Genomic DNA, 24,395 nt, shown 5'->3' with positions numbered 1-24,395 from the left:
CGCTCGTCGCCATTGAGCGACGCACGCTCAGCGATGAATGTCCAGGCGCGCGGTTTGCGTTTCTGCCCGCCGAGATCGTCAGCCACACGCGCAATGTCGGCATGCCGTCACCGATCGGTATTGGGATCGGCGCATCTTCGGAGATCGAGCCTCCGGCTAGGCTTTCGGCGCGGAGCCACGCATGAATCGTGGCTGGCGCGCGGCGCCGGCTCACATGTGTTTTCAGCGTATCGTTAAGGTTTTTTCCGCGCTTTTTCGTCGCTTGTTCGTGTAACCCAAGGAGTTTGTAGTGACCCTGCCGCCGGAATCCCAGCGGACCGCTTCTGCCGTTCCCTCTACTACCGCAGCCCCTGCTGCGTCCTCCGGCGCACGCGCCGTCTCTGACGTCCCCTATCTCGAACGCGGCTCACGTGCGTACTGGCGTGCGAGCGTCGCGCTGCTGTTCGCCGGCTACGCGACCTTTTCGCTGCTCTATTGCGTGCAACCACTGTTGCCGTCGTTCTCCGACGCGTTCAACGTGACGCCTGCGCAAAGCAGTCTGTCGCTGTCGCTGACCACCGCGGCGCTCGCGCTCGCGATTTTCGTCGCCGGCTTCGTCTCCGAGGGCTGGAGCCGTCACAAGCTGATGACGCTGTCGCTGACCGTGTCGGCGGTGCTGACGCTCGCCGTGTCGGTGGCGCCGCATTGGCATCAGTTGCTGGTGCTGCGCTTTCTCGAAGGACTCGCGCTCGGCGGCGTACCGGCCGTCGCGATGGCGTATCTCGCCGAGGAAGTGCATCCCGACGGTCTCGGTCTCGCGATGGGGCTGTACGTCGGCGGCACCGCGATCGGCGGCATGGCCGGACGCGTGATAACCGGCGTCGTCGCGGATCTGTTTTCGTGGCGGGTCGCGATCGCTACGATCGGCGTGCTCGGCCTGCTGTCGATGCTTGCGTTTCGCGCGCTGCTGCCGCCGTCGCGCCACTTCGTGCCGCGCCGGGGGCTCGGCTTCGCGCATCATCGCGCCGCGCTGCTCAAGCAATTCACGCGGCCGGGGTTGCCGCTCCTGTTCCTGCTGGGCTTCGTGCTGATGGGCAGCTTCGTCACGCTGTACAACTACATCGGCTACCGGCTGCTCGCGCCGCCGTATCGCCTGAACCAGACGGAGATCGGCGCGATCTTCATCGTCTACCTGACCGGCGTCGTCGCGTCGCCGTGGTCAGGGCGCATGGCCGATACGTTCGGCCGCGCGCGCGTGCTGACCGCGAGCCTGCTGTTGATGATGCTCGGTCTCGCGCTGACGATGCTGCATCCGCTCGCGGCGATCGCGACCGGCATCGCGTGCGTGACGTTTGGCTTCTTCGCGGGGCACTCGGTCGCGAGTGGCTGGGTCGGGCGGCTCGCGAAAGACGCGAAGGGGCAGGCGGCCGCGCTCTATCTGCTTGCGTATTACCTCGGTTCGAGCGTGATCGGCTCGTATGGCGGACACCTGTGGGCCGGCCATGGCTGGAATGGCGTCGTCGCGCTGGTGGGAATGCTGCTCGTGATCGGCTTGCTGGCGGCGACGCGTTTGCGTCAGCGCGAATAGCGAGCAGGTGCATTGCGCATGCATGTCCGATTAAACGTAAGCCGGACGTAAGCGGACGCTTCATATTTTTTCGCCGGGTCTGCTGCATTGCGCCAATGCCGTATTGCCTGTCTGGCGGCCTTCAGCGGCTTGCGAACAGGCGCGGCCGCGCGATGCGGCGCGGCAATGTTCGAGTAGCGGTCTCCTATACTCAAAACGAGCGTGGGCTATGCATGTTTCAGGACCGCAGCCCTCGCCGGAAAACAATGGAGACGAATATGACGACGTACTTTACGATCGGCGATTTCATTCTGGTCATTCCGATGGCGCTGGCGGGAGCGCTGTTTGTCGGCGCACTGCCTTGCAAGTCGGAGTTGCGGCACAACGGCTTGCGAGTGCTCGGCGCGCTGATCGGCGTAATGTGCGCGGTCGCGCTGGTCGAGGGCCTGCCGGCGCTCGTGTAGCGGCGAAGCCCAAGTGAAAAAGCCGCACGCTGAGCGTGCGGCTTGCGCTACCCGCGACTGTCGCGGACGGTCCGCTACGCGGTCAGATCGCTTGATCCGTCGACGGCTTTTCCCACAGATTGATCCCGCCTTCGGTCGCGAAACGATCGATCTCAGCGAGTTCTTCCGCCGAAAAGGCGAGGTTCTTCAACGCGCCGACGTTCTCGCGCACCTGCTCCGCGCGACTCGCGCCGATCAGCACTGAGGTCACGCGTCGATCGCGCAGCGCCCATGCAAGCGCCATCTGCGCGAGGCTCTGACCGCGCCGCTGCGCGATCTCATTGAGCTTGCGCACATGCTCGATGTTCTGCTCGCTCAGATGCTCCTGCTTCAGCGAGCCGCCGCCCGCCTTGTTGACCCGCGCATCGTCCGGCACGCCGTTCAGATACTTGCTGGTCAGCAGCCCTTGCGCGAGCGGCGTGAACGCGATCGCGCCCGCGCCGACCTCGTCGAGCGTATCGAGCAGGTCGCGCTCGATCCAGCGGTTCAGCATGTTGTACGACGGCTGATGGATCAGCAGCGGCACCTTGTGTTCGGCGAGCAGTTTGGCCATCTCGCGGGTCTTCGCCGACGAATACGACGAGATGCCGATATATAGCGCCTTGCCCTGCTGCACCGCGCTCGCCAATGCGCCCGCGGTTTCCTCCAGCGGCGTATTCGCATCGAAGCGATGCGAATAAAAAATGTCGACGTAGTCGAGCCCCATGCGCTTCAGGCTTTGATCGAGACTCGCGAGCACGTACTTGCGCGAACCGCCGCCCTGGCCGTACGGACCGGGCCACATGTCCCAGCCAGCCTTCGACGAAATCAGCAGTTCATCGCGGTACGGCTTGAAATCGTCGTTGAACAGACGCCCGAAATTGGTTTCCGCACTACCGTACGGCGGCCCGTAGTTGTTTGCCAGGTCGAAGTGCGTGATGCCGAGATCGAAGGCCGTGCGCAGGATGTCGCGTTGGGTCGAGATCGGCGTGGTGTCGCCGAAGTTGTGCCACAGGCCGAGCGACAGCGCCGGCAGTTTGAGACCCGATTTGCCGCAGACGCGGTATTGCATATCCGAATAGCGTTCTGAAGCTGCTTCGTAAGCCATTGCTAGTGTCCTTGTCGATGAAATCGCCCGGCGGTTGCGGGCATGAGGAATCGCGCGTTGCGGGAGGCGTGCTGCTCGGGGATTTATTGTCGTGGTGCGGCCAGACGCTATGGTAGCCAATCGACGCGACGCGTGCAGGCACCCGGGCTGCGGGATGGACGAGCGCGAACGCGTCGCCTACACTCTGCCCGATCCAACTGAAGGGAGAATTCAATGACGAAAGCGATTTCGATCGCGCTGATTGTCGGCGGTATCGTGCTGCTGTATTTCGGCGGCCAGGCTTTCAATTCGGTTAGCAGCGACGTGTCGCGTTTGTTCACCGGTTCGCCGAGCAACAAGGCGATCATGCTGATCGTGGCGGGCGTCGTCGCGACGCTGGCCGGATTGACCGGGATCGCGTTGTCGGGCAAGAAGCGGTAACACGGGCTGTCATGCGCTTGCTGTCGCGGCGCGTGATTGGTCGCCTGTCTTGTCGCCTGTTTGCTCGCGCGCTATCGCATGAACGCAAGGGACGGGCGACCAGCCGGCGACAAGCCGGCGCCGTCGTCATTCGCCAGTCTAAAACGTGAGCTCGGGCTTCGAGGCCGAGCGGGTGCCGGGCAGCGGCACATTGCTCGCTCCGTGATACGTGTACACCAGCGAGAACTTCACCTGATCGCTGAGATTCTTGCCGGCCGAGTGCAGCGTATTGCAATGGAAGAACACCACGTCGCCGGCCTTGAGCTCGGGTGACACCGCGGTGCGGATCGCGGCCTGGTTCTCCGCGAGATCGGCGCGGAAAAACTTCGCTTTGTCGAAACGATCGGATGTAAACGTCGCGCCATGCGATGTCGGCACGAACCACAACCCGCCGTTATCGATGGTCTCCGGGCCGACCGCGAGCCACACCGATACCAGATCGTCGCGCTCGAACGACCAGTAGCGCACGTCGCGGTGCCAACCCGTCAGGCTGCCGTACGCGGGATGCTTGGTCATCATGCAGTTGTGATGCACGCGCGACAGGCGCGGCTCCTCGCCGAAATAGAGTTCCATCCAGCCGCGAATTTCCGGCGCGGTTGCCCATTGCGCAAACGCCGGATGCCGCCCATACGCGTCGAGCAGACGCCGCACCGTATGCCCACCCGGTGCATCCTTCGACGACGGCGCGCCCGGATACTGCAAATCCGCTTCGAACTCGACCGGCGCCGCCGCTTCGAGCAGTTGTTGCTGCGCGATCCGCTTCAGTTCCTCGCAACGCTCAGGCGAGACGAGTCCTGGCACGACGACAAAACCCTGCTCTCGCAACGTGTGAATCTGCTCTTTCTTGGAGTGGAGTGACATGGTGTTCCGTGACTGTCGACTAACCTGATCTTCGATTGTAAAACGGGCGCGATCGCGGTGCGTTGTTTCGCTGGCGGTTTCGCCGGGTGTTTTGTCCGCCGGAGCGTTCGATGCTTGTTCGAAGTGATTTCGCTATGTGTCCGGTTTGCGCCGCTGGCCGCCCGTCTTCTTACCCGCTCATCGGCGGCGCACCGATGCACCGGATCCGGCGCGACGCGCGCGCCGTCGCACATCCGACGGGCAAAAGCGCACGAAAATCGATCGCCAACGACGCGCTCCCCGCGGCTTGCGCGCCGCAGTTTTGCGGAGGCGGCCCCGTTTTCGCAGGGTAATAACGGACTTTCTGACGTCACGAATCCCGTGTAGCCTGCTCGCATGTTAATCGTTGCTAGCGCACTTCTTTGCCGTGCACGGGGCCTCAGCGCTCGTGCCGGCGGTCTTCCCGCGTTGTTCCGCCGCCCCGCTTCGCGCCGTGTCTCGCATGGCAGCGTTCGTCCTAGCGATGGGCACCGGATTTCCAGCTTTCAGGCCGTTCATTGCAACCCCGTCATCGGCACATTAGGTGCTTCGTGCTGTGCGCATCTGGGCGCACATGCCGACGTGCGGTACATTGCCTACTCGTGAAGCCATGCACACTCTTTTGAGCACCCGTCTTACCCGCGCCGCGCTGAAAGCGGCGCGCCCCACGCGCCGTCACGTGATGCGTGCGCTGCGTCACCATGCCGCCCGAACCCGCGCACTCGGCGAACAATGGCGCGAGGCCAGAGCCGTCGATGGCATCCGCACCTGGTTCCATACTTTCTTCTCGGCGCTGCGCCAGCAGAGCAGCACGCGCCGGCTGTCGCTGCGCACGCTGCTACGCAAGCCGACGCCATTGCGTCTTGCCGTCAAGAAGCGCGCACCGGAGGTGCCGATTCATGCGAGCCGCCGGCCGCGCCGCCTGTCGACGAGCAGTAGCGGGTGGTTTGCGTTCGCGTTCGCGAGCCGGTGAAGTTTCGGTTAGCGCGCTGTTGAACCGTTGCTGGGCGGTGCGTTCGTCGCGGCGCCTGGCGGATCCCGGTATCGTGACGAGCGCGATTTTTTCGCGCGTCGCAGGCCATCACAAAACTTGCGCGGCCGTTCCGGACGCCGATGAGCGGAAGCGAGTGGAATGCGCGTCTCAGTCGGTGAGCGCGTGGTCGATTGAGCCGCTCATTCATCAGAGGACTTCGTTACGCGCAGTGCGTTGTGGCCGCACGCTGCGTATGGCAGCGCTGATCGGCGCGCGCATGCGGGCTTCCGATAGGTAAAGAAAAACCCCGCCCGGCTCGCGCCGGCGGGGTTTGTTGCTGGCAGGCAGCGATCCGCCCGCGCTTATTCGGCGAGGGCTGCGACCGGTTCCGTGCCGGCGGCTTCGGCCAGCGCGAGCGCCTTGTCTGTCGCTTCCCATGTGAATTCCGGCTCTTCGCGGCCGAAGTGACCGTAGGCCGCGCTCTTCTCGTAGACCGGACGCAGCAGGTCGAGCATCTGGATAATGCCCTTCGGACGCAGATCGAAATGCTGACGCACGAGTTCCGTGATCGTCGCATCGGACACGCGGCCCGTGCCGAAGGTGTTGACCATCACCGAAGTCGGCTGCGCGACACCGATCGCGTACGACACCTGGATCAGGCAGCGCGAAGCGAGGCCCGCGGCCACGATGTTTTTCGCGACATAACGGCCGGCATAAGCGGCCGAGCGGTCGACCTTCGACGGGTCCTTGCCCGAGAACGCGCCGCCGCCGTGGGGCGCTGCGCCACCGTACGTATCGACGATGATCTTGCGGCCCGTCAGACCGCAATCGCCCTGCGGACCGCCGATCACGAAGCGACCAGTGGGGTTCACGAGGAACTTGATGTCACCCTTGATGAGATCGGCCGGCAGCGTCGGCTTGATCACTTCCTCGATCACCGCTTCACGCAGCGTGGCGAGTTCGATGTCCGGCGAGTGCTGGGTGGACAGCACCACGGTGTCGATCGAATGCGGCTTGCCGTCGACGTAGCGCACGGTGACCTGCGACTTCGCGTCCGGGCGCAGCCAGGGCAGACGGCCGTCGCGGCGCAGATTCGCCTGACGCTCGACCAGACGGTGCGACAGGTGGATAGGCAGCGGCATCAGCTCCGGCGTTTCCTCGCATGCGTAACCGAACATCAGGCCTTGGTCGCCCGCGCCTTGATCGAGGTTGTTGTCGTGCGCGCGATCCACGCCCTGGGCGATATCCGGCGACTGCTTGTCGTACGCGACGAGCACCGCGCAGCCGCGGTAGTCGATGCCGTAGTCGGTGTTGTCGTAGCCGATGCGCTTGATGGTGTTGCGCGCGATCTGGATGTAGTCGACGTTCGCCGCCGTGGTGATTTCGCCGGCCAGCACGACAAGACCCGTGTTGCACAGCGTTTCCGCTGCAACCCGCGAGTACTTGTCTTGCTCGAGGATGGCGTCGAGGATGGCGTCCGAGATCTGGTCCGCGACTTTGTCGGGATGGCCTTCGGAAACGGATTCGGAAGTGAAGAGATAGTCGTTTGCCACGTTGCAGACTCCAATGTTGTGGTTACGGGTGAGTTTCACGTAGCCAGCTTCGGGAGCCTGAAGCGGCGACGCTTTAGCGGATTACCTTGCCGTTGGACGCATGTCGCATGGAGACCATGGACCGCACCCGCCGGCTTCGCCCCGCAAGTTGTCTATTAACTCGGCGAAGCCCTTATTATAGCGACTTCTTCAGATTGTCATAGAGTATCGACGAGTGCGGTATCACGCCAAATTCCCCGCTTTACCGAGCCCCGCCGCATGCCGCGCCTCCTTTACGGAGGCGGCATGCTGAGTCGCTGCGGTCCGAAGCTCGCGATCGGGCTGCTCAAACTTTTGGCATTGTTGCCGTATGGTTTCGTCGCCCGTCTCGGTGACGGCCTCGGCTGGCTGCTCTACCAGGTTCCGAGCCGACGCAAGCGCATCGTTCACACCAATCTGAAGCTGTGCTTCCCCGACTGGAACGATGCGCGCCGCGAGGACGTCGCGCAGAAGCACTTTCGCCACGCGATCCGCAGTTATCTCGAGCGCAGCGTGCAGTGGTTCGGCTCGGCGAAGAAGCTGGAAAAGCTGATCCAGCTCGACAGCGCAATCGACCTGACCGACCCGAATCTGCCGCCGACGCTCTTTCTCGGTTTTCACTTCGTAGGCATCGAGGCGGGCTCGATCTTCCTGAACTATTCGCTCAAACGCCAGTGCGGCTCGCTCTATCAGCCGATGTCGAATCCGGAATTCGAGGCGGTCGCGAAAGCGGCGCGCGCGCGTTTCGGCGCGGACATGGCGAGCCGCGCGGACAGCGCGCGCATCGTGCTGCGCTGGCTGCGCGAGCGCAAGCCGGTGATGCTCGGCGCGGATATGGATTACGGCGCGCGCAATTCGACCTTCGTGCCGTTCTTCGGCGTCCCGGCCTGCACGCTGACCGCGGTCGGCCGTCTCGCGAAGGTCGGACATGCGCAGGTCGTGCCGTTCATCGGCGAAGTGCTGCCGAACTACAAGGGCTACCGGCTCAAGGTCTTCAAGCCGTGGGACAACTATCCGACCGGCAACGACGATGCGGACGCGCGGCGCATGAACGCGTTTCTCGAACAGCAGATTCCGCTGATGCCCGAGCAGTATTACTGGGTGCATAAGCGCTTCAAGACCCGGCCGCCGGGCGAGCCTGCGGTGTATTGATCGGGCGGGAAAGCGGCCAGCCCGCGTAGATGAACAAAGCCGACGTATGAAAGTCGCCTTTTCAATGTCGCGCGATCGGCCAGCGCGGGCTGCGCCGCCGGATAGTAGGCGGAACCGACTGGAACCAGGCGGAACCAAGGCCGTTTGCGCCGCCAGCCGTACCGTTCGTTACGGACCAGCGTGTATCATCCACTATTGGTCCAACCCGGCTCGGATCGTCGCTAACCAGACGGCCAGCCAGACCGGGTTTTCGGCTTCGCCTACGCGCGCGCGAAGCCCCTGCGGCAACGGATACACAGAAAACGTGAAGCTCAAATTCACCAAAATGCACGGCGCCGGCAACGACTTCGTCGTGCTCGACGGCTACAGCCAACCAGTCAGCCTGACCACCGCGCAGGTGCGCGCGCTCGCGAACCGCCACTTCGGCGTCGGCGCCGACCAGTTGCTGCTGGTCGAAAAGCCAACCGTCGACGGCGTCGATTTCAGATACCGAATCTTCAATTGCGATGGCGGCGAGGTCGAGCACTGCGGCAACGGCGCGCGCTGCTTCGTCAAGTTCGTGCGCGAGCGCGGCTTGACCGATCAACGCAGCGTGCGCGTACAAGTACAGAAAGGCACGATCACGCTGACGATGCAGGACAACGGCGAGGTGATCGTCGACATGGGCGCGCCGGTATTCGATCCCGAATGCGTGCCGTTCGCGACCAAGGGCCTGCAAGGCCGTCATGAAAACACCGCGACCCTGTGGCCGCTCGACGTCAACGGCACGACACGCTGGATCTCGGTGGTATCGATGGGCAATCCGCACGCGGTGCAGGTCGTCGACGATGCCGAGGCGTTCCCGGTGCTCGTCGAAGGTCCGGCGATCGAGCGGCACACGCGCTTCCCGCAGCGCGTGAACGCCGGCTTCATGCAGATCGTCAGCCGCAACGAAATCAGACTGCGCGTCTACGAACGTGGCGCAGGCGAAACACTCGCCTGCGGCACCGGCGCGTGCGCGGCGGTCGCCTCCGGCATCCGTCGCGGACTGCTCGACTCGCCGGTACTCGTGCACACGCACGGCGGTGATCTGACGATCACGTGGGACAGCACACAGGAAGGCGCGCCGCTGCTGATGGCCGGTCCCGCCGCGACCGTCTTCGAAGGCGAGATCGAACTGGCCGATGACGTCGCCAACGAGTTGGCGAGTGCGCCGTCCAGCACATCGCCCAACAATGCATTCGCGAGCTCAACCACCGCCGCGCCCACCGCCTAACTCATTGACCGGCGCGCCGCCGCTAACCGGCCGTCCGGTCGCCTCTAGCCGAAACCATGAACGATCGCGAAGTCGCCGAATACCTGCTTGCCAATCCTGAATTCTTCGTCGAACACGCGGAAGCGCTCGCGACGATCCGGCTCGCGAACCCGCACGGCAAAGCCGCGGTATCGCTGCAGGAGCGGCAGATGGAGATGCTGCGCGACAAGAACAAACATCTCGAGCGCCGGCTCGCCGAACTGCTGCGCTACGGTCACGAGAACGACAGCATTGCGTCGAAATTCCACCGCTGGACGATCCGGGTGATGGCCGAGCGCGATCCATATTCGCTGCCGCGCACGATCGCGGGCGGTCTGCGCGATATCTTCGACGTGCCGCAAGCGGCGCTGCGCGTCTGGGACGTCGCCGAACCGTATGCACAAGCCGACTTCGCGCGCCAGGTCAGCGAGGAAGTGCGCATTTTCGCGAGCAGTCTGACCACGCCGTACTGCGGCGCGAACACCGGTTTCGAGGCGGCGCAGTGGCTCGCGCCGGCGGCGAGTGCGGCCAGTGCGGCCACTGCAACCCATGGCGCCGACGAGAACGGCGCGGCGGCGGCCGATCCGGCGCAGCAGCCCACCGAATCGATCGCGCTGCTCGCGCTGCGCAACCCCGAAAGCGCCGAGGATGCCCCCACGTTCGGCCTGCTGGTGATGGGCTCGGCCGACGCGCGGCGCTTCCACGAAGGCATGGCGACCGACTTCCTCACGCAGATCGGCGCGCTCGCGAGCGCCGCGCTGAGCCGGCTGCTGCCGCGATGAGCCGCAACGAGCGCCACCCACGCGCACCGATCCGCCGCCCGCGTCTACCGTGACCGCCGTCGACCCGATCGCCGCCTACCTGTCGCATCTCGAACACGAGCGGCGGCTGTCGGCCCACACGCTGCGCGGCTACACGCATGAACTCGACGAACTGAAACTGCTCGCCAAAGGCAGGCCGCTCGAAAGCCTGAGCGCGGTCGACATTCGCGGCGCCGTCGCGCGCGCGCATGCGGGCGGGTTGAGCGCACGCTCGATCGGTCATCGGCTATCGGCATGGCGCGCGTTCTACCGCTGGCTGGCCGGCCGCATCGATCTGCCGGCCAATCCGGTCGCCGCGATACGCGCGCCGAAGCAGGCGAAAACGCTGCCGAAAGCACTTTCCGTCGACGATGCCGCGCGCCTGATGGACAGCGCGCCCGCCGCGTCGCCTGAGGGCCTGCGCGATCATGCGATGCTCGAACTGTTCTACTCGTCGGGCCTGCGGCTCGCCGAGCTGGTCGGCCTCGACGTGCGTTTCACCGAAGGCGACGGCTACCGCTCCGCCGGCTGGCTCAAGCTCGATTCCGGCGAAGTGGAGGTGCTCGGCAAAGGCAACCGGCGCCGCGTCGTGCCGGTCGGCCGGAAGGCGATCGCGGCGCTCAACGGCTGGCTCGCGGTGCGCGACCAGATGGTCAGGCAAGATCCGCATCCGCTCTTCCTGTCGGCGCGCGGCAACCGGCTGTCGCCGAACGTCGTGCGCGAACGCGTGAAGCGCGCGGCGCTCGTGGCCGGCATTCCGGCCAACGTGCACCCGCACGTACTGCGCCATTCGTTCGCGACGCATGTGCTGCAGTCGAGCGGCGATCTGCGCGCGGTGCAGGAGCTGCTCGGCCACGCGAGCATCACCGCGACGCAGGTTTATACCGGGCTCGATTTCCAGCATCTCGCCCACGTCTACGACAGCGCGCATCCGCGCGCAAAAAAGCGCGACTGACGCCGACCGTCGCGACCCGCAGTCCGCGCCTGAATTTCACCCGCCGCGCAGCACCGAGCGCGCGGCCCATTGCCTGACCGACACCCTGATGAATACCGTTACGCTCAAACCGTCGAAGGAAAAATCGCTGCTGCGCCGCCATCCGTGGGTCTACGCCAACGCGATCGACCGCGTCGACGGCCGTCCGGCGCCTGGTGCGACCGTGCTCGTGCGCGCGCACGACGGCCGCTTTCTCGCGCGCGCCGCGTATAGCCCGCATTCGCAGATCCGCGCGCGGGTGTGGAGCTTCGACGAAGCGGAACCGATCGATCACGCCTTCTTCAAGCGGCGCGTGCAGCGCGCGCTCGCGCATCGTCAGACGATGGTGCGCGACACCGGCGCGGTGCGGCTGATCTTCGGCGAGGCGGACGGCCTGCCTGGCCTGATCGTCGATCACTACGTCGCCGAGGACGCGGGCCAGCGCAGCCAGCTCGTCTGCCAGTTCATGGCGGCGGGCGTCGACGCGTGGAAAGAGGCGATCGTCGCGGCGCTCGTCGACACGACCGGCTGCCCGAATGTGTACGAACGCTCGGACGTTTCGATCCGCCAGAAGGAAGGACTCGAGCAGATCACAGGCGTGCTCGCCGGAGAACCGCCGTCGGACACGTTGATCGCGAGCGAAAACGGCGTGCGCTACCACGTCGACGTGCGCAACGGCCACAAGACCGGCTTCTACGTCGATCAGCGCGACAACCGCCTGCTCGTGCAGCAGCTCGCGCAGGATCGCGACGTGCTCAACTGTTTTTGCTACACCGGTGGTTTTTCGCTCGCTGCATTGAAGGGCGGCGCCAAACGGGTCGTGTCGGTCGACTCGTCCGGCGAAGCGCTCGCGCTCGCGCAGCAGAACGTCGCGGCCAACGGTTTCGACGCGGAGCGTGCCGCCTGGCTCGACGCCGACGCGTTCAAGACGCTGCGGCGTCTGTACGACGAAGGCGAGCGTTTCGATCTGATCGTGCTCGACCCGCCGAAATTCGCGCCGTCGCGGGAGCACGTGGACCGCGCGTCGCGCGCGTACAAGGAGATCAACCTGACCGGCCTGAAGCTGCTGCGCCCGGGCGGGCTGCTGTTCACGTACTCGTGCTCCGGTGCGATCGATCCCGAGTTGTTCCAGAAAATCGTGTCAGGCGCGGCGGCCGATGCACGCGTCGACGCACGCATCCTGAAGCGTCTCGGCGCGGGCGTCGATCATCCGCTGCTCACCGCTTTCCCGGAAGGCGAATACCTGAAGGGATTGCTGTTGCAAATCGCCTGACTGCCCTTATTGTTCGGGGCGATTGCGCGTGCCGACGGCGACGGCGGCCGCAGCGACAACGGCAGGAGACGCACGGCCCCCCGAACTGGACAAGCCTGCGCCCGCCTGGCAAATATGTTTCAATAACCGGCTAGACAGGGTCGCGAGCCATCTGCCCGCGGCGCCCGGCTCAATGCATCTGGCTAGCTTCGCGCTAGCGTTCGATCACGCACCGTTTCACGACTTACAGGCGACCCACATGATTCCAGTCACCATCCTGACCGGCTTTCTCGGCAGCGGCAAAACCACTCTGCTCAAGCGCATCCTGAACGAAAAGCACGGCATGAAGATCGCCGTCATCGAGAACGAGTTCGGCGAAGAGAACATCGACAACGACATCCTCGTGCAGGACAGCGACGAGCAGATCATCCAGATGAGCAACGGCTGCATCTGCTGCACGATTCGCGGCGACCTGTCGCGCGTGCTGAACGATCTGGCCGCGAAGAAGCAGGCAGGCGAAGTGGACTTCGACCGTGTCGTGATCGAAACCACCGGCCTCGCGAATCCGGGCCCGGTCGCGCAAACCTTCTTCATGGACGACCAGATCGCGAGCGAATTCCTGCTCGACGCGATCATCACGCTGGTCGACGCGAAGCATGCGAATCATCAACTCGACGAACACGAAGTGGTGCAGCGCCAGGTCGGTTTCGCGGACCGCCTGTTCGTCACGAAGTCCGATCTTGTCGACGAACAACACGTGGCCGATCTGCGCCACCGCCTGCTGCACATGAACCCCAAGGCGGCGATCAAGGTCGTCAATTTCGGCGAGGCCGACCTCAAGGAGATCTTCGATCTGCGCGGCTTCAACCTGAATTCGAAACTCGAAATCGATCCGGACTTCCTCACCGAAGACGAACACGCGCACAGCCACGCGCATGCGCATGACGAGCACGGTCACGCGCACGGCGATCATGACCATGACCAGGATCACGCGAACTGCGATCACGACCACGGTCAGTGCGATCACGAAGGCCATGATCACGCGCACCATCACCACGCGCATCACGACGACAAGATCAAGTCATTCGTGTACCGGAGCGACCGCCCGTTCGATCCGAACAAACTCGAAGACTTCCTCGGCGGCATTCTGCAGATCTACGGTGAGCATCTGCTGCGCTACAAGGGCGTGCTGTATATGAAGGGCGTCGATCGCAAGGTCGTGTTTCAGGGCGTGCATCAGATGATGGGCAGCGATCTGGCCGCGAAATGGCAACCGGCCGAGAAGAAGACCAACAAGATGGTGTTTATCGGTATCGAACTGCCGCGCGATCTGATCACCGACGGCCTCGACGCCTGCCTCGTCTAAGCCGACAGCGAAGCTCGCGCCGCACACGCCAGCCTTGAAGGTACACAAGGATGCATAGCCCGCATGTCGCGCCCGATTGGCGCGGCATCTGCCGCGCTGCTGCGATCGCGCCCGGCACGCGTACTGCCAATCCCCACGCCGCTACGTTAACCATCCGCTGAATACGATGCGCGCGACAAAATCGCCCGAAGTCGGACGAAAGTAAATTGGATGAAAAGCGCGTGAAAACCCTGCTGTATTAAAGCGTGCACGACCATCGCTTTTTGCTCTTCTGCGCGCTATATTTTCGGGATATCGATGCGTCGCAGGCAGCCATCGAGCAGTTGCGGTACCGGATTGTGATTCAGTTACAATACGTGCCCACTGGAGAATGACAACGAATTGCCCGGTTGCGCGCAGCCCGCGCCGGGCCCGAAAAGGCGCCGGAAAATCTTGTCCGGAGACACGCCGAAACGCTGGCGGGCATGGCCTGAAAGGGCACGCGCTTGCCGGTGAGCGATGCCTCAGGAGCATCTGAGAATCGGTTTCCAGAGGAGTTCGGCCCCGCAGCGGCGTAGTTTGCAACGCCCGGCGTGTGGGCGCCAGGCGCTTTGGCGTCACGACAGGTCATCGTTCGTGGCCACGCTGCGCCGCGCGTCCGCGCGACGCCTTTGCGGGCAATGCGAAAGTGCGGGCACCTGTAAGAGTGTTGCCTCACATTGAAGAAGTAAGCCAGATGACGACGAAACGACTCTTGACCGAAGCCGAAATCCTGAAGATGAGCGACAAGGATTACATGAATGAGGATCAGCTCGCTTTCTTCAAGAACAGGCTCGAACAGCTGCAGGCGGACATTCTCCGCAATGCCGGCCAGACGACCGAGAACCTGCGCGAAACGGTCATCGTGCCGGACCCGGCCGACCGCGCAACGATCGAGGAAGAGCATGCGCTCGAGCTGCGCACGCGTGACCGCGAACGCAAGCTGCTGAAGAAGGTGCAGCAATCGATCGCGCGCATCGAAGCGGGCGAATACGGCTGGTGCGAAGAAACCGGTGAGCCGATCGGCATTCCGCGTCTGCTCGCCCGGCCCACGGCCACGCTGTCGCTCGAAGCGCAGGAGCGCCGCGAACTGCGCCAGAAGCTGTTCGGCGACTGATAGTCCGCGGCGCGGCTTCGGCCTGGCGCCCACAAAACGCTGCTTCGTCGAGAGGCGCACGGTGAACCGTGCGCCTTTTCTTTTGCGCGACGACCGCGCACCGCGCGGCTCACCGCCCTTGCGCCCCTCTTTTTGCGCACCCGCAGACGCTATCCCGTTTTTGGTCCTATGCCGTTTGGCGGATCTTGATATGACCGCGCACGCCCTAAAATAGATCGGACATGCGCTCACGAGCGCGCCAGCCGGCGCGCCGTCCGCTGCGAGGATTCATGCGTTAGCGCGCCGCGCTATCGCGTCCTACCCGTTTTGCAAAGAGGAACGCATATGGAGCAATTTCACGGCACGACGATCGTTTCGGTGCGCCGCGGCAACAAGGTCGCGCTCGGCGGCGACGGCCAGGTGACGCTCGGCAACATCGTGATGAAAGGCGGAGCGAAGAAGGTCCGGCGCATCTACAACGGCAAGGTGCTGGTCGGCTTCGCCGGTGGCACGGCGGATGCGTTCTCATTGCTCGACCGCTTCGAAGCGAAGCTTGAAAAGCATCAGGGCAATCTCACCCGCTCGGCGGTGGAACTCGCGAAAGACTGGCGCACCGACCGCATGCTGCGCCGCCTCGAGGCGATGCTGATCGCCGCCGACGCCACCACCACCCTCGTCATCACCGGCAACGGCGACGTGCTGGACCCCGAGGGCGGCATTTGCGCGATCGGTTCGGGCGGCGCCTATGCGCAGGCGGCCGCCAAGGCGCTCTCGGACAACACCGAGCTGTCGCCGCGCGAGATCGTGGAGAAGTCACTGGAGATTGCTGGCGACATGTGCATCTACACGAACCACAACCGAGTCATTGAGACGATCGAGTAAGGACCCACGATGAGCACCATGACCCCCGCGGAGATCGTCTCCGAACTCGACAAACACATCATCGGCCAAGGCCGCGCGAAGAAAGCCGTGGCCGTCGCGTTGCGCAACCGCTGGCGCCGCCAGCAGGTCGACGAGCCGCTGCGTCAGGAGATCACGCCGAAGAACATCCTGATGATCGGACCGACCGGCGTCGGCAAGACCGAAATCGCGCGGCGTCTCGCGAAGCTCGCCGACGCGCCGTTCATCAAAATCGAGGCGACCAAGTTCACCGAAGTCGGCTACGTGGGCCGCGACGTCGACAGCATCGTGCGCGACCTGATCGAAATTTCGGTCAAGCAGACCCGCGAAACCGAGATGCGCAAAGTGCGAACCAAGGCGGGCGACCTCGCCGAAGACCGCATCCTCGACATCCTGCTGCCGACCGCGCGGCCGGTCGGCTTCGGCTCGAGCTCGAGCGCGACCGATACCGCCGACGAAGGCGGCAGCACGCGCCAGACGTTCCGCAAGCGCCTGCGCGAAGGGCAGCTCGATGACAAGGAAATCGAACTCGACGTCGAACAGCCGCAGGTCGGCATGGACATCATGGGGCCGCCGGGCATGGAAGACATGACCGAGCAGATCCGTTCGATGTTCGCCAACATCGGTGGCGGCAAGAAGAGTCGCCGCAAGATGAAGGTTAAAGAAGCGCTGAAGGTACTCACCGACGAAGAAGCCGGCAAGATGCTGAACGACGAGGAGGTGAAAACCAAGGCAGTGCAGAACGTCGAACAGAACGGCATCGTGTTCCTCGACGAAATCGACAAGATCGCGTCGAGGAACGAGGCCGGCGGCGGCGAAGTGTCCCGTCAGGGGGTGCAGCGCGATCTGCTACCGCTCGTCGAAGGCACGACGATCAACACCAAGTACGGGATGGTGAAGACTGATCACATCCTGTTCATCGCGAGCGGTGCGTTCCATCTCGCGAAGCCGAGCGATCTGATTCCGGAATTGCAGGGGCGCTTCCCGATTCGCGTCGAGCTCGACTCGCTGTCGGTCAACGACTTCGAGTCGATCCTCGTGTCGACGGATGCGAGCCTCGTCAAGCAATATCAGGCGCTGCTCGCCACCGAAGACGTGCACCTCGAATTCGCCGACGAAGGCATCCGCCGCCTCGCCGAAATCGCGTATTCGGTCAACGAGAAGACCGAGAATATTGGCGCGCGGCGTCTGTACACGGTGATCGAAAAGCTGCTCGAGGAAGTATCGTTTTCGGCCGGCAATCATTCGGGCCATGCGTTGCAGATCGACGCGGCGTATGTCGATCGCGCGCTCAACCAGGTGGCCGAAGACGAAGACCTGTCGCGTTACGTGCTGTGATATTGCTCAACGCTAACGCGTAAGAACGGGCTGCCTGTGAAAAGGCAGCCCGTTTTCTTCTGGTTCGACTCAGTTCGGGTTCGACCGTCTGAATAGCGGGACGCCGCACTCACTGCTAACCGCTTACTGCTTGACCGGCCGCTTCGCGAGCTTGCGCTGCAACGTGCGCCGATGCATGTTCAACGCGCGCGCGGTCGCCGAAATATTGCCGCCGTTTTCGGCGAGCACGCGCTGAATATGCTCCCATTCCAGCCGCGCGACCGACAGCGGCACCGGACGCTCGATCGCCTCGTCCGCTTGCACTGCGCTCGCCTCGCTTTGCAGCGCCGACAGAATCGTCTCGACATTGGCGGGCTTCGCGAGATAGTTATCCGCACCGTCCTTGACCGCCTGCACCGCGGTGGCGATGCTCGCGTACCCGGTCAGCACGAGCATCCGGGCGTCGGGCTGCAGATCGCGCAACGGCGCGATAAGCGTCAGGCCCGAGTCGTGGCCCAGGTGCAGGTCGACGGTGATCTCGCTGAACTTGTGCTGATTCGCGAGCCGGATCGCCTCGTCCGCACTGTGCGCTTCGCTGACCGTATAGCCGCGCCGCGTCAGACCGCGCGCGAGGATGCCGGAGAACACTTCGTCGTCGTCGATTACCAGAAAACTCTTTTCGCTCATGCCTGCTTCTCCGTATTCGGTGGCGCGGCGCCTCGTCGGCCCGCCCCGGAAGTTTTGCGCGTGGCGAGAGGCAGCCTCAGCACCGCGCGTGTGCCGCGCGGTCTGCCCGCGCCGGCATCGGTCAGCTCGATCGATCCTCTCAGACGCGCCGCCGCCGAAAAGGCCAGGTACAGGCCCACACCGTGGCCGCCCTGCGTGCTATCCACCGGCATCGAACCGAGCAAGCCGCGCAGCGCGGGCGGAATGCCTGGCCCGTTGTCGCACACCTCGAACACGATCTGATCGCCTCGCGCCGCGAGCGCGCACGATAGCGTCACGTGATCGCGGCTCGCGCGCGCCGCGTTGTCGAGCAGGATCGTCAGGATGTGGCCGACCGCAACCGTGTCGTCCAGACTGACATCGGCGGGCGGCGTGCCGATCCGTTCGAAGCTCACATGCGGATGACGCAGACGCCACTGCCCGGCAAACGATTCGAGCCACTCGTCCACCGGCTGACGGTTGGTCGCCGTCGATGCGCGGCTGCGCAGCCGCGCGAGCGCCGACGTGCATAGCGTCATCTGCTGTTCGAGCAGTTCGAAATCGGCGCGATACGGCGCGAGCCGTTCGTCGGTGCGCGCCGCGTCGCGCAGTTCTTCGGACAGCATCGCGATTGTAGACAGCGGCGTACCGATTTCGTGAGCGACAGTGGCCGCCTGCACGCCGAGCGCGACCGCCCGCTCGTCCTGAAGCAAGCGCTGCTGGGCTTCGCAGAGCGCTGCGTCACGTAGCCGCAGCGCCCGCGACATGCGAGCGACGAACCACGCGATCAGCCCGACGCTCACCATGAAGTTGACCCACATGCCGGCGCGGTAGTACTCGAACAGGTTCGCGGGATTGTCGAGATTGAGCGGTAGCGAATCGAAACCGAGCACCGCATAGCAGGCAACCGCGAACGCTGCGAGCCAGGCCATCAGATGCCACGGCAGCACGGCCGCGGCGATGGCAAGCGACGGCAGATACAGCGAAACGAACGGATTGGTCGTACCGCCGGACAGAAACAGCAGCGCGGACAGCGCGCCGAGATCGACCCAGATTTGCCCGAACAGCTCGATATTGGACTCGGGGCGCTGCCGCGAAACGCGCCACCACGTGAGCGCGTTGAACATCACCTCGAGCGCGATCACGAGCAGCATCGCGGGCAACGGCAAGTTCACGCCGATGAAGATCTGCACGAACGCGATTGTTAGCAGCTGACCGATGATCGCGAGGCTGCGCAGCCAGAACAGATGACCGAGATTGACCCGGCCGGTGTTGGTTATACGGTGCATGGCCCTAGTCTACCCGCTGCGACGATTCCGGCAGCGTTGGGTGCCAGCGCTATGCCGCGCATTTCGCCGCCCTCAGCGATGTCACCTTCTACTCGCTGCAGCCGGGCGCCGCCGCCGGCGCGGCGGACCTGCGGATGACCGATCGCACCGCCCCCGTCTCACGACGTTGGACGACACCGCCGCTTTCGTCAGCGCGCTCGATCTCGTGATTACGGGGTGTACGTCGGTCACGCATCTGAGCGGCGCGCTCGGTCAGCGCACCCGGGTGCGGCGCGACGTCGATCCCCACTGGGTCTGGCTGCTCGATCGCAACGACAGCCCGCGGTACCCGAGCGCCACGCTGTACCAGCAGCCGTGGTTCGGCCAGTGCGAGCCGATGCTGGACGCGGTTGCCCGCGAGTGGCGGGCGCTCATGCGCGGACCAGCGGGAGCAGTAAGCGAGCACGCGCCGCTGGCGGCCGCCTTCGCTTTCGCGACGATACTCAGCATGCGGTTCGCCGCTCAGACGCACGTTCCGCTACTCACGCCCTCCGCCCGCGATACGCAAACCGGTTCGATCACGATTGGCCACCCGTGGCTTCCCCCCGCGCCGCCCGTGCGATCTCCGCGGCCAGGCATTCCGGGCACAGACAAGGGCTCGCCGGAGACAGCCGGTCGGCCGGCAGCGGCGGCAACGCCTGACACCAACACTCGTCCGGCCCCGCGTGCATGCAGCAGTCGAACGCATTGCCGCAGCGTGGACAGCGGGCGCTGCGCGCGGACGTGGAAGACGGGTTCATCGCAAGCTGACGAAAAGTGCCGGGGACATGGTTCAGCCAATGATGCCATGATCGCCAGTCCGCGGTGCAGTCGTCCATCCGGCCGATTCACAGCCGTCCGGCAAGCGCGTTAAGCTGGCGCCTCGACTAGTCCCCACGCATGGTCATGTTGCGCACGCCAAACGCGCATCGAGCGGCTGTTGCGACGCTGCCGAAAACCCTGTTGCAGCGCGCCAGTCCTGTACAATTCGCGCTGTTTTAACCGTTCCGTGCCCGAGCCTGCCGCCATGTCCGAGCTTCCCGACCTTTCGCAGATTGCGCCTACGCTGAAAGCCGAAATTCTGGCCGAAGCGCTGCCCTACATTCGTCAGTATCACGGCAAAACCGTGGTCATCAAATACGGCGGCAACGCGATGACCGAAGAGCGTCTGAAGCAGGGCTTCGCACGCGACGTGATTCTGCTGAAGCTGGTCGGCATCAACCCGGTCATCGTGCACGGCGGCGGTCCGCAAATCGATCAGGCGCTGAAGAAGATCGGCAAACAGGGCACCTTCATCCAGGGCATGCGCGTCACCGACGAAGAGACGATGGAAGTCGTCGAATGGGTGCTCGGCGGTGAAGTGCAGCAGGACATCGTGATGCTGATCAATCACTTCGGCGGTCACGCGGTCGGCCTGACCGGCAAAGACGGCGGCCTGATCCACGCCCGCAAGATGCTGATGCCCGATCGCGACAATCCGGGTCAGTACGTGGACATCGGTCAGGTCGGCGAAGTCGAGACGATCAACCCGGCCGTCGTGAAAGCACTGCAGGACGACGCGTTCATCCCGGTCATCTCGCCGATCGGCTACGGCGAAGACGGCCTGTCGTACAACATCAACGCGGACCTCGTCGCGGGCAAGCTGGCGGTCGTGCTGAACGCCGAAAAACTCGTGATGATGACCAACATCCCCGGCGTGATGGACAAGGAAGGCAATCTGCTGACCGATCTGTCGGCACGCGAAATCGATGGTCTGTTCGCCGACGGTACGATCTCTGGCGGCATGCTGCCGAAAATCTCGTCGGCGCTCGACGCGGCTAAAAGCGGCGTGCGCTCGGTCCACATCATCGACGGCCGGATCGAACACTCAGTGCTGCTGGAGATTCTGACCGAACAGCCGTTCGGTACGATGATCCGCTCGCATTGAGCGCGGTGAAGCAAACCGCACCGGCGGCGCGCCACGGCGGTGCGGTGCCCGTGCCGAACGGCGCGGTTCGCGGCCCAAGCGGCGCAAGCGGCGCAAGCGGCAGGGGCGATCGAGCCAGCGTCCGCGCGGCACCCTGCCCGCAGCCGTCACATGAAGCGCCCGTCGGCGTCTGACAGACACCACATTATGCGCACCCCTACTTCGCGCCGCCGCCGTCCCCACATCTCGGGTGGCAAGCCGGTCTGGCTGTTCGATCTCGACAACACGCTGCATCACGCGTCGCACGCAATCTTCCCGGCGATCAATCGCGCGATGACGCAGTACATCATCGATGCACTGCAGGTCGACATCGACGAAGCCAACCGCCTGCGCACCGGCTATACGCTGCGTTACGGCGCCGCGCTGCTCGGCCTCACGCGCCACCATCCGCTCGACCCGCACGACTTTTTGAAGGTCGTGCATACGTTCCCCGATCTCGGCTCGATGATCCGTCACGAACGCGGCGTCGCGCGGCTCATCGCGGCGCTGCCGGGCCGCAAAATCGTACTGACCAACGCGCCCGAGGCGTACGCACGCGCGGTGCTCGCCGAGCTGCGTATCGAGCGGCTGTTCGAGCGCGTGATCGCGATCGAGCACATGCGCGACCGCCGCCAGTGGCGCGCGAAACCCGACCACGCGATGCTGCGCCGCGAGATGCGCGACGCGCGCGTGTCATTGAAAGACGCGATCCTCGTCGAAGACACACGCTCGCATCTGAAAAACTACCGGCGGCTCGGCATCCGCACGGTGTGGATCACCGGCCATCTGCCGCGCAAGCCGCACGCTGACGGGGTGCCGACGCGCGTGCCGGGAACCGGCCGGCCACACTATGTCGACCGCAGCATCCGTTCGCTAAAATCGCTACGACTGAGCACGCGCTCGGTTCGATGGAAAGGACGCAAGCCGGGGCCGTAGTCAACGACAGCAAGCCGGGGGACGATAGCCATGCAGCCGATCGACAAGCGTGACGAAGCCTTAGTTGAAGCGTTTGCGGCGGTGCCCGCCGCGGCACCCAGCGCGGCTCGCGCACCGCGCCCCAAACCGGGTGAGCGCCGCGTGCAAATCCTGCAAACGCTCGCCGGCATGCTCGAGGCGCCGAAGACCGAAAAAATCACCACGGCGGCGCTCGCCGCCCGGCTCGGCGTCTCGGAGGCCGCGCTATATCGTCACTTCGCCAGCAAGGCGCAGATGTTCGAAGGGCTGATCGAATTCATCGAGCAGACGCTGTTCGGGCTCATCAACCAGATCACCAGCCAGGAAAGCAACGGCGTGCTGCAAGCGCGCGCGATTGCGCTGATGCTGCTCAACTTTCCCGCGAAGAACCCCGGCATGACCCGCGTGCTGACCTGCGAGGCGCTCGTCGGCGAGCATCAGCGGCTGGCCGAGCGCGTGAACCTGATGCTCGAACGTATCGAGGCATCGCTGAAGCAGTGTCTGCGGCTTGCGCGGACGGAGGCGCTGGCAAGCGCGAACGGCAACGGCTCGAGCCACCTCGACGCGCATCGCAATCATGAAGCCAGCGCGCACGCCACACCGCTTCCCGCCGACTACGATCCCGCGATCCGCGCGAGTCTGCTGCTGAGCTACGTGATTGGCCGCTGGCATCGCTATGCACGCAGCGGCTTTGCGCGCCCGCCCGCCGAACACGCGGACGCTCAATTGCTGCTGATTCTGCGGTAGCGCATCGGCGCGCCACGTGCGCGGCGCGTGCTGGTATCCGGTCGGCGCTTGCCGGACAGCCGATCTGGTGCGAACGGGACACTTCCCTGCCGGGCGCACGCCGCCGTCCCCGCGCGTCTGTCGCCCGAGCCTTCGCGCCGGCTCCGCACGCCAGCGCCAGCGACGCTGGCGCGCGGGATTTTCCGCTATACTTTGCGCCTGACGCGTCCGCCACATCTCAGCCTCACGCTGGGCCGCGTTCGAGAATTCCTGAATACGCAGCACCCTTTTTTGCACTATTTCACGCGCCGATTTGCTGACTCGATTGCGGGCGCGCGAACCACTGGTCACCGGCCCGCGGTTCACTATAAATGCGGCTAAAGAGGTCGTCAGCCGCGCACACAGCCTTTTCCTCCGTGCTTCGCCGACGCCGTTTAGCCGCCCTGTTCACTCAATGGCGGAATGAATGGAATCGATCGGCATCGTCGCTCCCCAAAAAATGCACTTCCCCGAGCCGCTGCCATTGCGCAATGGCAGCTCGCTCGCCGGCTATGACCTGATGGTCGAGACCTACGGCACGCTCAACGCCGCGCGCAGCAATGCGGTGCTCGTCTGTCATGCGCTGAACGCGTCGCATCATGTCGCGGGCGTGTACGCCGACAATCCGAAGGACGTCGGCTGGTGGGACAACATGGTCGGCCCCGGCAAGCCGGTCGATACCGACAAATTCTTCGTGATCGGCGTGAACAACCTGGGCTCGTGCTTCGGCTCGACCGGGCCGATGAGCGTCGATTCGGCTAGCGGCAAGCCGTATGGCGCGGCGTTTCCGGTCGTCACCGTCGAAGACTGGGTCGACGCGCAGGCGCGGGTCGCCGACGCGTTCGGCATCGCGCGCTTCGCCGCGGTGATGGGCGGCAGCCTCGGCGGCATGCAGGCGCTCGCGTGGAGCATGATGTATCCGGAGCGCGTCGCGCATTGCATCGTGGTCGCCTCGACGCCGAAGCTGTCCGCACAGAACATCGCGTTCAACGAGGTCGCGCGCTCGGCGATACTGTCGGACCCCGACTTCCACGGCGGCAACTACTACGCGCACGGCGTGAAGCCGAAGCGCGGCCTGCGCGTCGCGCGCATGATCGGCCACATAACGTACCTGTCGGACGACGACATGGCCGAGAAATTCGGCCGCTCGCTGCGCCGCGCGGAAGGCGCGCCAGGGGACTACAACTTCAACTTCGACGTCGAATTCGAAGTGGAATCGTATCTGCGCTATCAGGGCGACAAGTTCGCCGACTACTTCGACGCGAACACCTATCTGCTGATCACCCGCGCGCTCGACTACTTCGATCCGGCCAAATCTTTCGACGGCGACCTGACCGCCGCGCTCGCGCATACCAGCGCGAAGTATCTGATCGCGAGCTTCAAGACCGACTGGCGTTTCGCGCCCGCGCGCTCGCGCGAACTGGTGAAGGCGCTGCTCGACCACAAGCGCACGGTCACCTACGCGGAGATCGATGCGCCGCATGGCCACGACGCCTTCCTGCTCGACGACGCGCGCTATCACAACCTGCTGCGCGCCTACTACGAACGCATTGC

23 protein-coding genes and 1 pseudogene are annotated in these 24,395 nt (G+C 64.4%); 18 read left to right on the top strand and 6 right to left on the bottom strand.

Annotated features, from left to right (window positions below):
* The first annotated feature begins 289 nt into the window (after positions 1 to 289).
* Both VGH68_RS00420 and VGH68_RS00415 read left to right on the top strand, forming a co-directional pair.
* Positions 290 to 1,567, top strand: a complete 1,278-nt coding sequence (locus VGH68_RS00420; RefSeq protein WP_331601537.1) for an MFS transporter — start codon at positions 290 to 292, stop codon at positions 1,565 to 1,567.
* Between the two features lie 257 nt (positions 1,568 to 1,824).
* The gene (locus tag VGH68_RS00415) at positions 1,825 to 2,010 is read left to right on the top strand and encodes a hypothetical protein (protein WP_331601536.1); all 186 of its coding nucleotides are present in this window, start codon (positions 1,825 to 1,827) and stop codon (positions 2,008 to 2,010) included.
* An 82-nt stretch (positions 2,011 to 2,092) separates the two neighbouring features.
* Here VGH68_RS00415 and mgrA read toward each other — a convergent pair whose 3' ends face one another.
* On the bottom strand, positions 2,093 to 3,136 hold the full coding sequence (gene mgrA / locus VGH68_RS00410) for an L-glyceraldehyde 3-phosphate reductase (protein WP_331601535.1): 1,044 nt from the start codon (positions 3,134 to 3,136) through the stop codon (positions 2,093 to 2,095).
* Between the two features lie 213 nt (positions 3,137 to 3,349).
* Between mgrA and VGH68_RS00405 the strand changes: the two genes are divergently transcribed.
* Positions 3,350 to 3,556 (top strand): DUF3185 family protein, encoded by a 207-nt coding sequence (locus VGH68_RS00405; RefSeq protein WP_331601534.1) that lies wholly within the window; start codon positions 3,350 to 3,352, stop codon positions 3,554 to 3,556.
* 138 nt (positions 3,557 to 3,694) lie between these two features.
* On the opposite strand, the gene VGH68_RS00400 is transcribed toward VGH68_RS00405, so the two are convergent.
* Positions 3,695 to 4,456, bottom strand: a complete 762-nt coding sequence (locus VGH68_RS00400) for a phytanoyl-CoA dioxygenase family protein (protein ID WP_331601533.1) — start codon at positions 4,454 to 4,456, stop codon at positions 3,695 to 3,697.
* Between the two features lie 628 nt (positions 4,457 to 5,084).
* Here VGH68_RS00400 and VGH68_RS00395 point away from each other — a divergent pair.
* The gene (locus VGH68_RS00395) at positions 5,085 to 5,447 is read left to right on the top strand and encodes a hypothetical protein (protein ID WP_331601532.1); all 363 of its coding nucleotides are present in this window, start codon (positions 5,085 to 5,087) and stop codon (positions 5,445 to 5,447) included.
* Between the two features lie 362 nt (positions 5,448 to 5,809).
* On the opposite strand, the gene metK is transcribed toward VGH68_RS00395, so the two are convergent.
* On the bottom strand, positions 5,810 to 7,000 hold the full coding sequence (metK, locus tag VGH68_RS00390) for a methionine adenosyltransferase (protein WP_331601531.1): 1,191 nt from the start codon (positions 6,998 to 7,000) through the stop codon (positions 5,810 to 5,812).
* Positions 7,001 to 7,285: 285 nt separating this feature from the next.
* Here metK and VGH68_RS00385 point away from each other — a divergent pair, with 285 nt between their 5' ends.
* From VGH68_RS00385 to hslU, 9 genes are all read left to right on the top strand, one after another.
* Positions 7,286 to 8,170 (top strand): lipid A biosynthesis lauroyl acyltransferase, encoded by an 885-nt coding sequence (locus VGH68_RS00385; protein WP_331601530.1) that lies wholly within the window; start codon positions 7,286 to 7,288, stop codon positions 8,168 to 8,170.
* Between the two features lie 304 nt (positions 8,171 to 8,474).
* A complete protein-coding gene (dapF, locus tag VGH68_RS00380; RefSeq protein WP_331601529.1) occupies positions 8,475 to 9,425 on the top strand; it encodes a diaminopimelate epimerase in 951 nt (316 codons plus the stop codon).
* A 56-nt stretch (positions 9,426 to 9,481) separates the two neighbouring features.
* Positions 9,482 to 10,225, top strand: coding sequence for a DUF484 family protein (locus tag VGH68_RS00375; protein WP_331601528.1), 744 nt, complete (start codon positions 9,482 to 9,484; stop codon positions 10,223 to 10,225).
* Positions 10,226 to 10,274: 49 nt separating this feature from the next.
* Complete coding sequence (gene xerC / locus VGH68_RS00370; protein WP_331601527.1) at positions 10,275 to 11,198, top strand: tyrosine recombinase XerC; 924 nt, start codon at positions 10,275 to 10,277, stop codon at positions 11,196 to 11,198.
* 88 nt (positions 11,199 to 11,286) lie between these two features.
* Positions 11,287 to 12,489: a class I SAM-dependent rRNA methyltransferase gene (locus VGH68_RS00365; protein ID WP_331601526.1), complete on the top strand. Its 1,203-nt coding sequence runs from the start codon at positions 11,287 to 11,289 to the stop codon at positions 12,487 to 12,489.
* Positions 12,490 to 12,727: 238 nt separating this feature from the next.
* Positions 12,728 to 13,834, top strand: coding sequence for a GTP-binding protein (locus VGH68_RS00360; RefSeq protein WP_331601525.1), 1,107 nt, complete (start codon positions 12,728 to 12,730; stop codon positions 13,832 to 13,834).
* Positions 13,835 to 14,549: 715 nt separating this feature from the next.
* On the top strand, positions 14,550 to 14,969 hold the full coding sequence (gene dksA / locus VGH68_RS00355; protein WP_331601524.1) for an RNA polymerase-binding protein DksA: 420 nt from the start codon (positions 14,550 to 14,552) through the stop codon (positions 14,967 to 14,969).
* 324 nt (positions 14,970 to 15,293) lie between these two features.
* Complete coding sequence (hslV, locus tag VGH68_RS00350; RefSeq protein ID WP_331601523.1) at positions 15,294 to 15,830, top strand: ATP-dependent protease subunit HslV; 537 nt, start codon at positions 15,294 to 15,296, stop codon at positions 15,828 to 15,830.
* A gap of 9 nt (positions 15,831 to 15,839) precedes the next feature.
* Positions 15,840 to 17,186 carry an ATP-dependent protease ATPase subunit HslU gene (gene hslU, locus VGH68_RS00345; RefSeq protein ID WP_331601522.1) on the top strand — a complete coding sequence of 449 codons (1,347 nt, stop codon included), beginning with the start codon at positions 15,840 to 15,842 and terminating at the stop codon, positions 17,184 to 17,186.
* 123 nt (positions 17,187 to 17,309) lie between these two features.
* Here the strand turns inward: hslU and VGH68_RS00340 are convergent, their stop codons facing one another.
* Positions 17,310 to 17,852, bottom strand: coding sequence for a response regulator transcription factor (locus VGH68_RS00340; protein WP_331601521.1), 543 nt, complete (start codon positions 17,850 to 17,852; stop codon positions 17,310 to 17,312).
* Positions 17,849 to 19,159 (bottom strand): ATP-binding protein, encoded by a 1,311-nt coding sequence (locus VGH68_RS00335; protein WP_331601520.1) that lies wholly within the window; start codon positions 19,157 to 19,159, stop codon positions 17,849 to 17,851. The genes VGH68_RS00340 and VGH68_RS00335 overlap by 4 nt, the downstream gene beginning before the upstream one ends.
* A gap of 35 nt (positions 19,160 to 19,194) precedes the next feature.
* Here VGH68_RS00335 and VGH68_RS00330 point away from each other — a divergent pair.
* Positions 19,195 to 19,571 (top strand): annotated as a pseudogene (locus VGH68_RS00330) (hypothetical protein); the annotation flags it as partial.
* A 145-nt stretch (positions 19,572 to 19,716) separates the two neighbouring features.
* On the opposite strand, the gene VGH68_RS00325 reads toward VGH68_RS00330, so the two are convergent.
* Positions 19,717 to 19,938, bottom strand: a complete 222-nt coding sequence (locus VGH68_RS00325; RefSeq protein ID WP_331601551.1) for a cysteine-rich CWC family protein — start codon at positions 19,936 to 19,938, stop codon at positions 19,717 to 19,719.
* A 266-nt stretch (positions 19,939 to 20,204) separates the two neighbouring features.
* Here VGH68_RS00325 and argB point away from each other — a divergent pair, with 266 nt between their 5' ends.
* The 4 genes from argB to metX form a co-directional block, all read left to right on the top strand.
* The gene (argB, locus tag VGH68_RS00320; protein ID WP_331601519.1) at positions 20,205 to 21,104 is read left to right on the top strand and encodes an acetylglutamate kinase; all 900 of its coding nucleotides are present in this window, start codon (positions 20,205 to 20,207) and stop codon (positions 21,102 to 21,104) included.
* Positions 21,105 to 21,290: 186 nt separating this feature from the next.
* Positions 21,291 to 22,058 carry a pyrimidine 5'-nucleotidase gene (locus VGH68_RS00315; RefSeq protein ID WP_331601518.1) on the top strand — a complete coding sequence of 256 codons (768 nt, stop codon included), beginning with the start codon at positions 21,291 to 21,293 and terminating at the stop codon, positions 22,056 to 22,058.
* A 30-nt stretch (positions 22,059 to 22,088) separates the two neighbouring features.
* Positions 22,089 to 22,823, top strand: a complete 735-nt coding sequence (gene slmA / locus VGH68_RS00310; protein WP_331601517.1) for a nucleoid occlusion factor SlmA — start codon at positions 22,089 to 22,091, stop codon at positions 22,821 to 22,823.
* A 445-nt stretch (positions 22,824 to 23,268) separates the two neighbouring features.
* Positions 23,269 to 24,395, top strand: a 1,127-nt coding sequence (metX, locus tag VGH68_RS00305; protein ID WP_331601516.1) for a homoserine O-succinyltransferase MetX, incomplete at its 3' end; no start/stop codon positions are given.

It is taken from the genome of Paraburkholderia sp. (genome assembly GCF_036488505.1).
Lineage (GTDB): Bacteria > Pseudomonadota > Gammaproteobacteria > Burkholderiales > Burkholderiaceae > Paraburkholderia.
Note: the sequence above shows the minus strand (reverse complement) of the source record. Positions and strands in the feature narration are given on the sequence as shown.

Excerpts from the sequence above, each read along its gene's own strand:
- VGH68_RS00415 (WP_331601536.1), top strand. The coding sequence starts at position 1,825 with ATGACGACGTACTTTACGATCGGCGATTTCATTCTGGTCATTCCGATG.
- mgrA (WP_331601535.1), bottom strand. The coding sequence starts at position 3,136 with ATGGCTTACGAAGCAGCTTCAGAACGCTATTCGGATATGCAATACCGC.
- VGH68_RS00405 (WP_331601534.1), top strand. The coding sequence starts at position 3,350 with ATGACGAAAGCGATTTCGATCGCGCTGATTGTCGGCGGTATCGTGCTG.
- VGH68_RS00400 (WP_331601533.1), bottom strand. The coding sequence starts at position 4,456 with ATGTCACTCCACTCCAAGAAAGAGCAGATTCACACGTTGCGAGAGCAG.
- VGH68_RS00395 (WP_331601532.1), top strand. The coding sequence starts at position 5,085 with ATGCACACTCTTTTGAGCACCCGTCTTACCCGCGCCGCGCTGAAAGCG.
- VGH68_RS00385 (WP_331601530.1), top strand. The coding sequence starts at position 7,286 with ATGCTGAGTCGCTGCGGTCCGAAGCTCGCGATCGGGCTGCTCAAACTT.
- VGH68_RS00375 (WP_331601528.1), top strand. The coding sequence starts at position 9,482 with ATGAACGATCGCGAAGTCGCCGAATACCTGCTTGCCAATCCTGAATTC.
- VGH68_RS00365 (WP_331601526.1), top strand. The coding sequence starts at position 11,287 with ATGAATACCGTTACGCTCAAACCGTCGAAGGAAAAATCGCTGCTGCGC.
- VGH68_RS00360 (WP_331601525.1), top strand. The coding sequence starts at position 12,728 with ATGATTCCAGTCACCATCCTGACCGGCTTTCTCGGCAGCGGCAAAACC.
- dksA (WP_331601524.1), top strand. The coding sequence starts at position 14,550 with ATGACGACGAAACGACTCTTGACCGAAGCCGAAATCCTGAAGATGAGC.
- hslV (WP_331601523.1), top strand. The coding sequence starts at position 15,294 with ATGGAGCAATTTCACGGCACGACGATCGTTTCGGTGCGCCGCGGCAAC.
- hslU (WP_331601522.1), top strand. The coding sequence starts at position 15,840 with ATGAGCACCATGACCCCCGCGGAGATCGTCTCCGAACTCGACAAACAC.
- VGH68_RS00340 (WP_331601521.1), bottom strand. The coding sequence starts at position 17,852 with ATGAGCGAAAAGAGTTTTCTGGTAATCGACGACGACGAAGTGTTCTCC.
- VGH68_RS00335 (WP_331601520.1), bottom strand. The coding sequence starts at position 19,159 with ATGCACCGTATAACCAACACCGGCCGGGTCAATCTCGGTCATCTGTTC.
- VGH68_RS00325 (WP_331601551.1), bottom strand. The coding sequence starts at position 19,938 with ATGAACCCGTCTTCCACGTCCGCGCGCAGCGCCCGCTGTCCACGCTGC.
- argB (WP_331601519.1), top strand. The coding sequence starts at position 20,205 with ATGTCCGAGCTTCCCGACCTTTCGCAGATTGCGCCTACGCTGAAAGCC.
- VGH68_RS00315 (WP_331601518.1), top strand. The coding sequence starts at position 21,291 with ATGCGCACCCCTACTTCGCGCCGCCGCCGTCCCCACATCTCGGGTGGC.
- slmA (WP_331601517.1), top strand. The coding sequence starts at position 22,089 with ATGCAGCCGATCGACAAGCGTGACGAAGCCTTAGTTGAAGCGTTTGCG.